The organism is Stenotrophomonas sp. C3(2023), assembly GCF_032911385.1.
Lineage (GTDB): Bacteria > Pseudomonadota > Gammaproteobacteria > Xanthomonadales > Xanthomonadaceae > Stenotrophomonas.
In genome coordinates this window covers 2229156-2241587 of sequence record NZ_JAWJLO010000001.1, presented here as the reverse complement: position 1 = coordinate 2241587, position 12432 = coordinate 2229156, and the positions used below count along the sequence as shown (strand labels likewise).

Sequence of the window (12432 nt, the reverse complement as noted above, 5' to 3'; positions counted from 1 at the left end):
CGCCCATGTCAGTACGCCTCGCTGATGCGGAAGGTGCTGGCCAGTACGTTGAACAGCCGGCCTATCTCGCCGGTCTGCACTACGAAGCGGGCGTCCAGTTCGGCGCGGCGGCCGTCTTCCTCGAGGTAGTCCAGCTTGTCGAGGGCGCCGTCCAAGAACTTCAGCTTGCGCACGACCAGGTCGTCGCCCAGCACGAAGGAAAGGCTGTCTTCGAACACCAACGCCAGCTTGCTGACCTGCTTGCCGGCTTCCAGATGGCGATAGATCTCATCGCAGTGCAGCTGCTGGTGCTGGCAGCGCACGACGGCGCCGCCATCACATGGATCCTTCATCTCGCACTCTTCGCCGAGGGTCAGGCCATCGGGCAGCGGCTCGCCGGCGATCCACGAGGTCAGGACGGCGCGCGGTGCCACCTCGGCGTTCAGCGGCATGGCCGGGAAGCTGCCCAGTAGGCCACGGATACCCGATGCCACGTACTCGGCGGTATTGCGGCTGCCGGTGTCTACCACGGCCAGACCGAGCTGCAGGTTCAGGAACACGTCGGCCCGGCTCGACTTCACCAGCGCCTTCGGCAGCAGCTCGTGCAGCAGGTCGTCCTTCATGCGCTTCCGCTCGCGGCCACTGGGCCGGCGCCCTTCGGTCTTCTCGATCTGCTCGAGCTTCTGCTCAAGGGCTTCATTGACGGCCGAGGCCGGCAGGATCTTGTCCTGGCCGCCGATGGCCAGCCACAGCCAGTCGCCGATCTGGTGGTGGAGCACTTCGGTTTCGTCACGACCGAAGGGCGAGATGAAGCCTCGGCTGCTCAGTTCGAGCTGCCCGACCGGCTTCAAGGTGGCGTGCGGCAGCAGGGTGGCGACTTCGGAGAAGTCAGTGCTCGGCGGGAAGCGGAGCATGGTGAGGTTGCGGAAGAACATGGGTGCTCCAAGGTCAGACGGCGGGCGTCAGCGCGGTGCGCGTGACAGGGCCATGCCAGAGGTGAACGGCGTTGTTGATGTGCACCTGGACCGGGTCTTTTCGGATCGGTGCCAGTGGGCTTCGCAGACGGCGCTGGTCATTGATGCAGGTGAGGCAGGTGGGCTTGTGTTTGCCGTTGCCGGCGCTCTGGAAGCGGGCGAGCGGCAAGCGGCGGCAGCAGGAGGTGCAGGTCTTCACGGCATCGCGCGGTCGTGGACCTTCCAGAACAGGTCCTTCAGCTCCTGCGGCATGTCCGGCCGATCCCGGCAGGACAGAGAGGCGCGCTCTACGACCTGCGTCAGGTCTTCGGTGCTTCCTTTCGAACCCGGAATGATGGTCAGTCCGCGCTTCTTGCAGGCTTGGACCAGGTCGTCATCATCGATTTCGCCCATGTCGAGGTCGACGGTCACGTAGGGCATGGTGCTCTCCTCAGGCCGCCTGCGCGGGCAGTTCGATCTTCACGTAGAGATACTTCTCAGGGTGCGCCTTGATGTGGGCGCTGAAGTGCTTGCCCTTCGACTCGGCAGCCTGAAAGGCCGCGAAGTCCTCGGCGGTGAAGTTGCTGTAGTGGTAGAGGCTGCCCGGGCCCAGCTGGCCGCCCTTGCGGCTCGGGAAGCAGATGGCCAAGGTGTTGGTCTTCGGGTCGTGGCCGATGGAGTGGATCTGGTTCGACTCGACGTCCTGCAGTTCAATGCGCGGTGCCATGGTGGTGCTCCAGCTAGTAGGTGGTGCCGCTGTCGGGAGTCGAACCGAAGGACCGTCGTCCTCGAACCTCCGGGTTAAGTGCCCGGTGCTCTCCGTGAGCTGCAGCGGCGGGTTGCCCTGCGGAATGCAGGGCGGTTAACTCAGGCGGCGAGCGGGTGGCGCTCGCCGATGGCTGCAGCTCGCAGTACGCGGATCATCTGCTCGCACATGGCCGGCACCTGGTCCGCGGCATAGAGCTTGGCGCCACGCTCGGTGCTTACAGGATCAAAGCCGAGCTGGCGCAGGCCTTCGGCACTAATCGACAGTGGGCCGATCAGGTCGTTGATCTCACCCAGCTTGATGCGCTTGCCGTCGGCGGCAGCCGTTGCCGGTGCGACAGGACGGTCGCCCACCAAGTCGGCGACGGCCTGGACGTGGGATTTCTGGGTCGCTGCCGGTGCGGCAGCGGCGGGCTGTGCAACCGGCTCCGGAGCGGGTGCAGGCTTTGCTGCCTCAGCTGCGGCTGCGGCATCGCGCGCGGCCTGTGCCTCCTTTTCCTGCTGCAGGCGGGCGGCGCGGTCTTCTTCTTCCTTCCGGATCCGTGCACGCTCAGCTTCCAGCCGTTCCTGCTCAGCCTTCTGGTGTTCGGCGATCCGGGCAGCAACCAGGTTGCGCAGGTCTTCCGGTGCCTTGCCGGCGCACAGCTGCACGCGGTCCTGGAAGAGGAAGGCATGCAGCGCATGCTCGTTGAGGATGGCCACATTGCCGCGAATGCGCTCTGCCTGCTGGCTCGCCGCGATCTTGATGTTTGCGGCCGTGGCGCTGACCTCATCCTCCATGGCGCTGAACGAGCGCTTCCCCTTGATGACCGCGCCCAGCTCGTTGGTCACGGCCTGGACCGGGAAGGCGATGGCGTGTTGGCCGAGAGTGGCGTTGATCTGTTCGTAGTGCGCCTGCACGTCCGAACGCCCGGCCTGCACGATTTCGATGCGGCGTTCGTCCTTCCGCTTGGTGACCAGCTTCTCCAGCTCCAGTCGCACGCGGCGCGCTTCAGCCTTCACGTCGTCCAAGGTGCGGAACAGGGCGTCAATGTCGGCGGTCTGGCTCAGCGCATGGTCTTTGGCGGCTTCCAGCTTGCCCTCAACCTCCTTGGCCCACTTCACCGTCTGCTCGGCATCCGCAAAGTCTGTGTCTGTCCGCAAGTCGCGGTTGATGGCACCCAGCACAGCCATGGCGTTCTGGCGGAAGTCCGCGAGGTTGCTGGACTTGACCATGCCGGTCAGCTCAATGCGCAGCGCCGGCAGCTGGTCGGGCGCCTTACCCACGACAGGCTCGGCGACCTGCACGACCTGGTAGGAGCACACGTCCGCTTCGAACTGCGCCCAGCCGGCCACGATCCGCGCGCGCAGGTCCGGGTTCGGGTAGTACCAGCAGTGCAGCTCTTCGATCAGTTCGCCTTCGTCGGTCCACTTCGATGCCATGAAAAGCGCGCGCTCGGCGCCGCTGACGGCCAGCTGCTGCTCCATCTGGATCTGATACTGCAGCGGCAGGTGATCGCGAACTGCTTCATCTTCGGGGCGGGAGCTGGCGACTTCGTCGGCGATTGCGGTCAGAGCCGAGCGCAGAGTCGCGTTGAGCGTCTTGTGCTCGAAAACGATGTCTTGCAGCAGTGTGAGGCCGTCGAAGCTCGCTGACAGGCTTCCGCTCTTGCCCACGCAGGGGTACAGATCCTGGCCGATGATTTCCTCAGCCAAGGGGCGGGCCAAGGCTTCGAAGCGGTAACCGTCGTCGAAGATCTTCTGCAGGAACCAGCTGATCTCCTGTGCAACGCCGGTGGCGCGGACCTTCAGTAGTTGGGCGCGGGTGATGGTCGGGAACTCCCCCAGCATCACGGGGGCTTCGCTGGCATTGAGATGCACGGCACGGTGGACGTGCCACTCGGGGGTGCCTTGGACAAGGGAGACGATGATCACTGGGACACCTCGGTAGCGGCGGCCGACTCAGCGGCACGGATTCTCTTCTTCTGCTCGTCCGTGAGCGCCCCCTTGGTCTCGACCATGGCGATGATCCGGTCCGAGGTGGACTTGCCTGCGTGGATAGCGGCGGTCCATCCGGCCAAGTTCTTTTCGAACAGATCTACCGGGTAGCTGCCGGGGCCGCTTTCACCTTCGGGGACGTGGGCGACAACTCGCACATCGGCGGTGTGATCTTCCATTTCGTCGGGGGTGTAAACGCCCAGCAACGCTTCGGGTGCGTAGCGGCGTGCCCACTGGCGGGTGCCGCGGTAGACCAACATGTCCTCAGGGATCTTGTCCCAAGCGTTGTCGATGCGGGCGCCGGTTTTGTCCTTGCCGTAGGTGCGCCAATCCTTCACGGTGCCGCGCACCAACTGCGGGCCCCTTCCACCACGCGGGGTGGCGGTGACCGTGATGCTCGCGTTTTGGCCGGTCCCCTGAATGTCATACTCCAACCGGCCTTCGATGGCGCCCATGGAATACAGAGCAGCGGCCACGAGCTTGCCTTCGTAGCAGAGCTTGCCGTGGACTACTGACGTGCACTGCGCCACGCTGACCGCGTCCATCCCCCACCGCTGGGCCTGCATCACGATCAACAGGCAGTCGCCGGGCTTGCCGCGCAGGTGCTCGGGCACCAGGTTGGCCTTAGCCATCACCTCGGACAGTTGAATAGCCTGGTCGATCGAGGTGGGCATCAGCGCAAGCGCGCGGGTTTCACCGGTCATCGCCGGTTGCTGAGGAGCGAGGGAAGAACTCATCGGATGTCGTCCTTGGGGAGGTTGATGCGAGTGAAGGGAACGGAGCGGCGCAGCGCCGTGAGGTGGGCCGAATCGGTGCGGAACTTCGGCCAAGCGCGACGCGCTTCGATCAAGGCGCGGAGGCCGAAGAAGACGGCCCCGATGCAGCCCACCAGGAAGAAAGTGTCGGCGCCCCGAGGGAAGGCACGGACAGTCAGCGCGATGCAGAACCCGCTCACCGCCGCGCACAGCGCGACAGGAGCGAGCAGGGTCACAGGATGCCGGGCCATCAGTAGGCACCTCGCAGGTAGTCCTGCAGCGCCATGCTTGCCAGCCCGATAAGGGCGAGCAGGCACACGACGATCCCCGCGAGCGCTGCCAGAAGCTTCAGTTCTTCTACCAACAGCTTCACTCGACACCTCCGTAGATCAGCGCCATACGCCGGCGGCGCGCGCGCTCCCAAATGCGGTTCTGGGCTTCCTTGGTGCATCCGGCCGCCACGAACTCGCGCACCGTCTCGTTCACATCCAAGCCGGAGCGAGTGGCCGCAGCGCGCACGCTCTGCAACAGGTAGACCTGGCTTGGGGTCTGGATCGGGAAGGGGAGGACGTGCGCGCTCATGCGGCACCCGCCGCGGCGTGGGCTCGCGTTGCAGGCTGGACCTCGACCCACTCGCCTCGAGAGATGCACCCGTGGAAGTCATGAGCGAATTGGTTCCGGCGGCCCGTCTTGGTATGGATGATCGAGGTGCCGTCGGACAGCACCTCAACGAAGTCGGTGTCGTCCTTGAAGCCAGTCCGGTTGCGGTAGCACTTGGAGGTCAGCGCGCTCATGCCGCACGCTCCAGGTCGGCGTTGCCGCGCAGGATCGCAACAGAGTTTTCGGAGAACGGATTCGGCAGGGCGCGGCAAGTGTCGATCAGCTCCTGCCGGCGCTTTTGCGAGGCGGCGACGTCGGAGAGGCCGCGCGGGTAGCTGAGCCCACCGCTGGCTTCGATTTCGTCCGGGAAGCCGATGCTCATCAGCTCATGACGCCTGGCAGCCTCCCAGGCGTCAGCCGGCGTGGCACCGGCGAAGGACGCAGCGCTGAAGGCGATGTCCGCGCCAGGCATGCGCAGGCCAGAGCTGATCAGGTTGGCTGTGAGCGCTGACCGTTCGATGCGCAGTCGGCGCAGGTCGGACTCGCTGTGCAGTTCCGTCAAGGCGGCCATTGTCAGGCTCCCATCCCAGCCGGACGTACGCCGACTGCCATGGCAGCAGCGCTGGCGAAGACTGCCAGCACGTACACCGCACCGATCCACATCCAAAGGGGGCGACGCTTGAATCGCATCTCGAAGTCTCCGTTACCAGCGGGGTGCTGGGCGACGGAGCAAGTAAAGCACCGCTTTAGCTGCGAGTCAAGCAGTGCTTTAATTTATTTGGGCGGAGAAATGAAAAAGGCCCGTCGGATGACGGGCCTGGGAGTAAAAAACAACGACTTAAGTCAACTCAAGCGCAAGTAAAGCAGTACGAGACCGAATGCGAAGATGGCGACATAGAGCCATGCGCCGTACCCTTCCTGTCCTTGGTCAGACGGCGCCTTAGCGCGGCTGGATTGCTCGGATGATGGATCGACGTGCGTCCTGGAAGGAATCCGATCATCGCTGCCCTCTCGATCCACCTCGACCTCGATGGCTTGATCGCCACGTCGAAGAGTAAGAGACGCGACTGTCCCGGGATCTCCAGACAACAGGATCACGTTCTGTCGCAGGTCGGCGCCGGTAAAACTGCCGTCAATCTGGATAAGCCGATCACCAGCCCTGACGCCCACACTATCTGCGACGGAACCGGCAGTGACAGAGTGCACAACTCTGGGATCATCAGCGCGCAAGGCAATTCCAGTCCAGCCCTTGTCAGCGAGAAGAACGTCTAGGTCTTTGAGCTCATCCGAAGTGGGGGCGGACGGCGTTGCGTAGTCTTTGGGGTCCACCACCTTGCGGCGCGCAGCGATCCATAGAACGACACCGATGAGCATGAGCCCCAAGCTGACGTTCACGAGCATACTTTGCTGCTGCATCAGACCGAGATTGTTAACCCTCGACCCGTAGGGCGTTGAGACGCTTACATCCATGGTGCAGGAAAACATCATCATAACGATGCCGAGTGCGCCAGCCATAATTCCTAGTGCTTTCATGCGTCCCCCGCCGAATCAGTTGAGCCGGTCAATTCTGTTCCGCAGATACACCTTGCCGCCGATCAACGCATTAGCCGGCAACGGGAACGCCGGATAGAGTGCGGTGTTCGCGCTGACAACGTAGATCGCATCACCTCGGTCTTGCAGCCCCTTGATCTGCTGACCATTGCCGGTGTTGATGAGGTAGATGCCATCGCCATCGAAGTGGGTGATTCCGCTGTCCACCATCAGGCTTTCGCCCGGCTGGATTACGGGGATCATAGAGTCTCCTCGACCGGTCACCAGCACCAAACGGCCAGGTGCTGGCACAAAGCCGATAATTGACCTGATGTAGGCCGGCTCGAAATCCATGGCCCGTATGATCTCCGGGTAATCGTCGTTGGTCGTTTCCCCACCCATCCCTGCCTCGGCATCCAGTTGCTGGACCCGAACATAGCTTTGCGACGTCGCAGGGGGCGCGACAGGTTCATCAAAGCCGCCCATGCCGAAGTGAGAGAGGGGCTTGCCAGTGAGCTGGGCAAGCTTCGGGATTTTGCGCTTGTCCACCTTACCGGTTCGAAGCCAGCCGGAGACCGCCTGCTCGGTTACCTTGAAAGCATCTGCGACGCCCTTCTGTGTCAGCGGGGACTCATCAATGGCCGTTCGTATGGCGGCCGCCATGGCGATATTGTCAAGCATTGCTTGATTGTCCGGCCTAGTGCAGCGCATTGTAAGAAAGCATCGCTTGACTGCAGACTAAAGCGCTGCTTAAGATGGCGTCATGAACGCTATCGCCATCGCCATCGAGAAGTACGGAACCGGGCAGGCCGGTATAGCTCGGCTTCTGAGCGTAACGCCGCAGGCAGTCAATCAGTGGACGAGCGGCAGCAGGCCGGTGCCGGCTCGGCATGTCCTGGCGATCGAGGCCGCGACGGGCGTCAGCCGTCACTACCTGCGGCCTGACGTCTTCGGCCCAGCCCCGGCCAACGACGACGACCACGCGGAGGCTGCTTGATATGCCGCCAAGCAATGAGGCTGTCGCATGCGCCATAGGCGGCGAGGCAATTTTCGAAATGACTGCCTTGCTACAAGTTGAAGAGTCGATACGCCCGGGAGGCCAGCACAAGAGCCCAGCAACCCTTAGTGCGTAACGAAAGTTCCCGAAATGCAGGGCGCGCGAAGCATGCACGGAAGTTGCAATGAGACGGGTTTGAACTCGCAGGAAATTACTCGCCATGTTTAGTCTTTCGGCTTACCCCAAAGCCAGACCACCTGCCCGCCGCCCTCTGGCACTGGACCCAGCTCAGGGAGGGTGAGCGGAAAGGCCTTTGCCTTTCCATTCACCCGCCGCACCACGAAGGCATTCCCGCACATGCGGGTCAACGTCACGACCTTGTTCACTGACGTCCCTGCGCTGTTTTTGTCCATGGCGCAGATGGTGCGCCCCAGCCAGATACCTATCTACGTTCACGAAGCGAGCCCATGAACATTCTCGATGCAGCCCACAAGACAGTGAAGGACTCGCCCGGCGGCGCCGAGGCGTTGGCCACCCGCCTGATTACCGTGAACGACAAGGGGGAAGAGCGCTCCATGTCCGGTGCGGTGCTCCGGAACAAGGTCAACCCGAACAACACCACGCATGCTTTGTCGTTGGTCGAGGCGAACGACATCATGGGGCTGACCGGGGACCACCGGATCCTGATCGCGTTGGCAGCTGAGCACGGCTATGGCCTGCACCTGTTGGAGGCCCCGGACGATGCGCGCTGTCTGACCAGCACAATCCTGGCCACGTCCGCCAGCAAGGGGCAGTTCGCTGAGGCGCTCCACAGCGCCCTGACCGACGGTCTGATCACCGATAACGAGTTCAGCGAACTGCAGAGCGCCGCCGCCGGGATCCATGCGGCCTTGATTCTGTTGATGGCAAAGCTGCGCGAGGCCAAGGGCCAGCGAGGCGTGCTGTGAACCAGTTCGACCACGACATCCGCGCCAAGGACGTTGAGCGCGCGAGGTTGCAAGCAGACATGGATGCATTCCTAAAGAAGGGCGGGCAGATCCAGCGCCCGTCGCCCGAGCCCCCGAAGTTCATGTCCATGCGCGAAGTCAGTGACGCCGCGTTCGCCAAGAGGATTTCTGAATGACACGGATCCCTGCACGCAACACAGACCCCGACACCAGCCATGAGGCTGGACACGAACTCGTGGAGTCGGGCACGCAGGCCCATCAGCAGGCCCAGGTCGCTGCTGCAGTGCGCAAGCATGCTGGCCTGACCAGCCGCGAGCTGGCCTTCACTGCCGGCCTTGACCGGCACATGGTCGCCCGCCGGTTGCCCGAGCTGGAAGCGGATGGACTGGTGGTCCATGGCGTTGCGCGTATCTGCAGCATGAGCCGCAAGCGCTGCCAGACCTGGCTGCCGGTGTGGGCCAGCAACGAGACGCCCCTGGCTGCCTGACATGAATCCACTGGTGTCCCCTGACGTCGACCTGCGTGGTATGCCGTTCATGCCGCTCGACGTCTCGCGCTTGCGCGACAGTGAGCTGGCCATCCTGGCCACCGGCGATGAGTTCCGTGCCGCGGTGCTGCTCTGGTGCGCCGCATGGAACCAGCTGCCGGCGGCGAGCCTGCCGAACAACGACCAGGCACTAGCCGCCTATGCGGGCTTCGGTCGGGACGTGCGCGGCTGGCTGGCGGTGAAGGCCGGAGCCATGCGCGGATTCCTTCTGTGCACCGATGGACGCTGGTATCACCCCGTCGTTGCCGAGAAGGCCTCAGAAGCGTGGGCAGAGCGGCAAGAGTACCGCGCGGGGAAGAACAACGAGGCTGAGCGCAAGCGGCGCGAGCGCGAATGGCGGTCGCTGGCCTTCACCGCGCTGCGCGGCACTGGCAATACGCCGCCTTGGAACATCAAGACCGCCGACCTTCGCAAGCTGTTGGAACGACAGGGCCTGCAGGTGAGTTTGGTCAATGGCCAGGACAGGGGTGGTGGCGACGGTGATGACGACGCGGGTGGCTGTGACCCGGGCGAACCTGTCACGCCACCAGTCACACAACCTGTCACGGTGACAGGTCACGGACGCGTCACGGCTAAGACAGGGACAGGGACAGGGATACATACTCCAGATAGATCTCAGCAAGCACCAGAGATCTCTGAGCGCGCGACGCTCGCTGGGCGTGCTTGCGTGCTGATGCGACAGGCTGGGTGTCACACGACGAACCCGAGCCATCCGGACCTCATCGCCGCGCTGGAAGAGGGGGTGACGCCCGAGGCTCTGGCCGACACCGTCGGGGAGGGCTTAGCCCGCGCACCACCGGTGGCGAAACCGTTCGCCTGGGCGATCACCGCCGCCCGGGCTCGCCATGCCGAAGGCCCCAAGCCCGTCAACACCAGCACCGGATCGAACCATGGAACACGTCGCCTCGCACCTTCCGACGAAGTCGAGCATTACATCCAAGCCCGAGAGCAGGCCGGCGGAGCCGCAGATGCCGCGCGTGCAGTCTCAGAACTCCATGGACCAGCTTTGGCGGCACATGTCGCAGATCTACGGCCACAAGTGGACCAGCGCCTACACAGCGAATCCGGCGGGCCCTGCGGCGACAACGTGGTCGAAGGGACTTTCCGGGTTGTCCGGTAGGCAGCTCGCGGACGGTTTGGCCGCATGCATCGCCAGCGCAGAGCCGTGGCCGCCGACGCTGCCGCAGTTCCGGATGATGTGCCTGGGCATTCCGCCGTTCGACGCGGTGCGCGCCGACACAGCCATGCAGGACGGCTTTACCCGGCTGGTGTGGCAGTACCTGGACGGCCACCGCTACCGGCTGGCCAGCGCCGACAAAGCCGACAAGCTGCTGCAGGCCGCCTACAACCGGGCCAAGGAAGCGGTGATGCGCGGCGCGGAACTGCCGCCGGCGCCGGTGGCCGAGATCACGCACGAGGTCCGCCAGTCGGTGCCGGCCACGCGCGAGCAGGTTGCGGCCCACATGGGCGACATCGCCCGCGAGCTGGGAATCGGCATGGGTGCAGAGTCGGAGGCTGCACCGGCCGAAACGGCCGCTCCGGAGCAGGTTGAGGTGCGTCATGCCGCGTGACCTGCCGAAGCTGGAACTGCAGCTGCGCGACGCGGCCGAGCCCGTTGCTGAGCCAGGCTGGTACGCCTGCTTCGGCTACGGCGAGAAGCCGCTGGTCATCTACGGGGTGCGCGGCCAGACCGACTGGCGAGTAGGCATGCGGCAGGTGCCCATTACGTACTACGCCGGCCCCCTGACGAAGAAGGAAGCGACATGACTTGTCTGACCCACGCCGACCTGGTCAAGGTGGCAGGACGTTGGCTGCGAAACACTGCAGGTTGCTCGGTAGTGCTGGAAGAGCTGTGCGCGGCGACCGGCAACGGTGAAAACCCGGATGCGATCGGTTGGTATACCGGGCGCACGCTGCTAGTGGAATGCAAGGTGAGCCGCTCCGACTTCCTGGCTGACAGGAAGAAGCCGTTCCGAGCTGACCCGGCGCGCGGCCTCGGACAGTACCGCTACTTCATGGCGCCCAAAGGCCTGCTCCGCGCAGATGAACTGCCGCCGCGGTGGGGACTCCTGGAAGTATCAGGGCGGCGCGTCTTCCTCACGTCCGGGCATGAGCCGAAGCGCTGGTATCGCGACGAAAACCCGTGGGAGTTCAAGCAGCGTTTCCACGAGGGGGAAACTCAGATCTTGCTGTCGGCTATGGCGCGCATCAAGGTTCGCGTCGGCGCTACCGCGTTCCACTCGATGCTGCATCAGCGACTGATGCAGCCGGTTCAGCCGCCAAGCACGCACGCAGCAGATACGGCTGCCGCGTGGGAAGCCGCCCTCACCAAGGACGCCGCATGAGCGATCTCAAGCCCGAAGACTGGAGGCAGCGCGGCGAGGGCATGATGACCCCGAAGCAGCAGCGCATGCTAAACGCGATCTGCGGCGACCTGGCCGCCCAACTTGCTTGGCACGGCCAGCGCCTCACGAAGGACGACTGGCGGCACATGGTGGCCGGCACGATGCTGGGCTGGCGCCTGATGCCGGCCATCGACCGGGGGCAGGGAGCGCCCGGTCACATCATGCTTGGCGGATCCAGCCTCAAGCTCACCCGGTCGCTGGCCTGCGACGCCATCACCGTGCTGGTGCAGATCGGTGACCACCCAGAGGAGCAGGGCATTCGTGCTCGGCCTGTGCAGTGGTCGGACACGGTTCTGCTGGGGCTTGGGTTCAACCCCGGAGACTTTACTTCGGGGGAGTGCCAGCGTGCTGCGTGAGAACCATGAGGAATCTATCGGAAAGTCTTTCACCGATCGACGCGCAAATGTCGAGGTGTTTGAAAAGCGCCTCTACGGAGCCCGGTTGCAGACTCCCGCGATGGAAATCTCGGTGATAGGACCGTGCGAGCTTGTTGACAGCGCCCAAGCTGCTGAAGAATCGCACGATGTACTGCGATTCATCGGGAAACTCATGTGCTGTACCCATGAGTTCCATCAGAGACGCAGGCATCGTTGTTGCCCGAATCACAGACTCGATGGGTTCGAAGTCGTTAGTTCGGTTGCCGAGAAGGCCAAGCACTTGGATGTTGCAGATGAAATCGCCCAACTCCGAATTGGCCCGAGCTATCGCAAGAAGGGCTCGTGCATTCTCTTTTCGTTGCTCTCGATCATTAGATCTCTGGTGTTGCCATGCGGGGACCGCTATGGCAACAAGTATGGCGAGCACGCTGCCTATCGCCTGAGTCCAGGCGGGAAGATCGAATTCTCTGACTGTGGGGAAGCTCCCCCATACGTAGAAGAGCGCCCAGGCCACGAGCACGCCGAATCCAAAAGCCATGATCATGAGTACGGCAGAGTCTCGGCTCACGCTTTTCCTTTCCATGGATCACCTGTCAGGTT

Annotated in this window: 23 protein-coding genes and 1 tRNA gene; 9 read left to right on the top strand and 15 right to left on the bottom strand. The window is 63.6% G+C overall.

What is annotated here, in order from left to right:
- Positions 1 to 8: 8 nt before the first annotated feature.
- From RZA67_RS09970 to RZA67_RS09905, 14 genes are all read right to left on the bottom strand, one after another.
- Positions 9 to 914: a recombination-associated protein RdgC gene (locus RZA67_RS09970; RefSeq protein ID WP_317212602.1), complete on the bottom strand. Its 906-nt coding sequence runs from the start codon at positions 912 to 914 to the stop codon at positions 9 to 11.
- 13 nt (positions 915 to 927) lie between these two features.
- On the bottom strand, positions 928 to 1152 hold the full coding sequence (locus RZA67_RS09965) for a hypothetical protein (RefSeq protein WP_317212601.1): 225 nt from the start codon (positions 1150 to 1152) through the stop codon (positions 928 to 930).
- On the bottom strand, positions 1149 to 1373 hold the full coding sequence (locus tag RZA67_RS09960) for a hypothetical protein (protein ID WP_317212600.1): 225 nt from the start codon (positions 1371 to 1373) through the stop codon (positions 1149 to 1151). The genes RZA67_RS09965 and RZA67_RS09960 overlap by 4 nt, the downstream gene beginning before the upstream one ends.
- A gap of 10 nt (positions 1374 to 1383) precedes the next feature.
- A complete protein-coding gene (locus RZA67_RS09955) occupies positions 1384 to 1659 on the bottom strand; it encodes a KTSC domain-containing protein (RefSeq protein ID WP_317212599.1) in 276 nt (91 codons plus the stop codon).
- Between the two features lie 21 nt (positions 1660 to 1680).
- Positions 1681 to 1768 (bottom strand) — tRNA-Lys (locus RZA67_RS09950).
- 31 nt (positions 1769 to 1799) lie between these two features.
- The gene (locus RZA67_RS09945; protein ID WP_317212598.1) at positions 1800 to 3611 is read right to left on the bottom strand and encodes a hypothetical protein; all 1812 of its coding nucleotides are present in this window, start codon (positions 3609 to 3611) and stop codon (positions 1800 to 1802) included.
- Positions 3608 to 4411 (bottom strand): recombinase RecT, encoded by an 804-nt coding sequence (locus RZA67_RS09940; RefSeq protein ID WP_317212597.1) that lies wholly within the window; start codon positions 4409 to 4411, stop codon positions 3608 to 3610. The genes RZA67_RS09945 and RZA67_RS09940 overlap by 4 nt, the downstream gene beginning before the upstream one ends.
- The gene (locus tag RZA67_RS09935) at positions 4408 to 4680 is read right to left on the bottom strand and encodes a hypothetical protein (RefSeq protein WP_317212596.1); all 273 of its coding nucleotides are present in this window, start codon (positions 4678 to 4680) and stop codon (positions 4408 to 4410) included. The genes RZA67_RS09940 and RZA67_RS09935 overlap by 4 nt, the downstream gene beginning before the upstream one ends.
- Complete coding sequence (locus tag RZA67_RS09930) at positions 4680 to 4802, bottom strand: hypothetical protein (RefSeq protein WP_317212595.1); 123 nt, start codon at positions 4800 to 4802, stop codon at positions 4680 to 4682. The genes RZA67_RS09935 and RZA67_RS09930 overlap by 1 nt, the downstream gene beginning before the upstream one ends.
- The gene (locus tag RZA67_RS09925; RefSeq protein ID WP_317212594.1) at positions 4799 to 5011 is read right to left on the bottom strand and encodes a hypothetical protein; all 213 of its coding nucleotides are present in this window, start codon (positions 5009 to 5011) and stop codon (positions 4799 to 4801) included. Before RZA67_RS09925 ends, RZA67_RS09930 begins: the two co-directional genes overlap by 4 nt.
- Complete coding sequence (locus tag RZA67_RS09920) at positions 5008 to 5223, bottom strand: hypothetical protein (RefSeq protein ID WP_317212593.1); 216 nt, start codon at positions 5221 to 5223, stop codon at positions 5008 to 5010. The genes RZA67_RS09925 and RZA67_RS09920 overlap by 4 nt, the downstream gene beginning before the upstream one ends.
- The gene (locus tag RZA67_RS09915) at positions 5220 to 5600 is read right to left on the bottom strand and encodes a hypothetical protein (RefSeq protein WP_317212592.1); all 381 of its coding nucleotides are present in this window, start codon (positions 5598 to 5600) and stop codon (positions 5220 to 5222) included. The genes RZA67_RS09920 and RZA67_RS09915 overlap by 4 nt, the downstream gene beginning before the upstream one ends.
- A 272-nt stretch (positions 5601 to 5872) precedes the next feature.
- Entirely contained in the window at positions 5873 to 6562 is a 690-nt protein-coding gene (locus tag RZA67_RS09910) for a PDZ domain-containing protein (RefSeq protein WP_317212591.1), read from the bottom strand.
- Between the two features lie 15 nt (positions 6563 to 6577).
- Positions 6578 to 7240 (bottom strand): S24 family peptidase, encoded by a 663-nt coding sequence (locus RZA67_RS09905; RefSeq protein WP_317212590.1) that lies wholly within the window; start codon positions 7238 to 7240, stop codon positions 6578 to 6580.
- Positions 7241 to 7322: 82 nt separating this feature from the next.
- Between RZA67_RS09905 and RZA67_RS09900 the strand changes: the two genes are divergently transcribed.
- The 9 genes from RZA67_RS09900 (at position 7323) to RZA67_RS09860 (ending at position 11811) form a co-directional block, all read left to right on the top strand.
- Positions 7323 to 7556: a YdaS family helix-turn-helix protein gene (locus RZA67_RS09900; RefSeq protein WP_317212589.1), complete on the top strand. Its 234-nt coding sequence runs from the start codon at positions 7323 to 7325 to the stop codon at positions 7554 to 7556.
- A gap of 467 nt (positions 7557 to 8023) precedes the next feature.
- Positions 8024 to 8503, top strand: a complete 480-nt coding sequence (locus RZA67_RS09895) for a phage regulatory CII family protein (protein WP_317212588.1) — start codon at positions 8024 to 8026, stop codon at positions 8501 to 8503.
- Positions 8500 to 8679 (top strand): hypothetical protein, encoded by a 180-nt coding sequence (locus RZA67_RS09890; protein WP_317212587.1) that lies wholly within the window; start codon positions 8500 to 8502, stop codon positions 8677 to 8679. The genes RZA67_RS09895 and RZA67_RS09890 overlap by 4 nt, the downstream gene beginning before the upstream one ends.
- Positions 8676 to 8990: a winged helix-turn-helix domain-containing protein gene (locus RZA67_RS09885; protein WP_317212586.1), complete on the top strand. Its 315-nt coding sequence runs from the start codon at positions 8676 to 8678 to the stop codon at positions 8988 to 8990. Before RZA67_RS09890 ends, RZA67_RS09885 begins: the two co-directional genes overlap by 4 nt.
- 1 nt (position 8991) lies before the next feature.
- A complete protein-coding gene (locus tag RZA67_RS09880) occupies positions 8992 to 10170 on the top strand; it encodes a DUF1376 domain-containing protein (protein ID WP_317212585.1) in 1179 nt (392 codons plus the stop codon).
- A 16-nt stretch (positions 10171 to 10186) separates the two neighbouring features.
- Positions 10187 to 10621: a hypothetical protein gene (locus RZA67_RS09875; RefSeq protein WP_317212584.1), complete on the top strand. Its 435-nt coding sequence runs from the start codon at positions 10187 to 10189 to the stop codon at positions 10619 to 10621.
- Positions 10611 to 10817, top strand: coding sequence for a hypothetical protein (locus RZA67_RS09870; RefSeq protein WP_317212583.1), 207 nt, complete (start codon positions 10611 to 10613; stop codon positions 10815 to 10817). The genes RZA67_RS09875 and RZA67_RS09870 overlap by 11 nt, the downstream gene beginning before the upstream one ends.
- Entirely contained in the window at positions 10814 to 11395 is a 582-nt protein-coding gene (locus RZA67_RS09865) for a hypothetical protein (RefSeq protein ID WP_317212582.1), read from the top strand. The genes RZA67_RS09870 and RZA67_RS09865 overlap by 4 nt, the downstream gene beginning before the upstream one ends.
- Entirely contained in the window at positions 11392 to 11811 is a 420-nt protein-coding gene (locus RZA67_RS09860) for a recombination protein NinB (RefSeq protein ID WP_317212581.1), read from the top strand. Before RZA67_RS09865 ends, RZA67_RS09860 begins: the two co-directional genes overlap by 4 nt.
- Here the strand turns inward: RZA67_RS09860 and RZA67_RS09855 are convergent.
- Entirely contained in the window at positions 11780 to 12400 is a 621-nt protein-coding gene (locus tag RZA67_RS09855) for a hypothetical protein (protein WP_317212580.1), read from the bottom strand. The two genes, RZA67_RS09860 and RZA67_RS09855, sit on opposite strands and share 32 nt — an antisense overlap.
- Between the last annotated feature and the right edge of the window lie 32 nt (positions 12401 to 12432).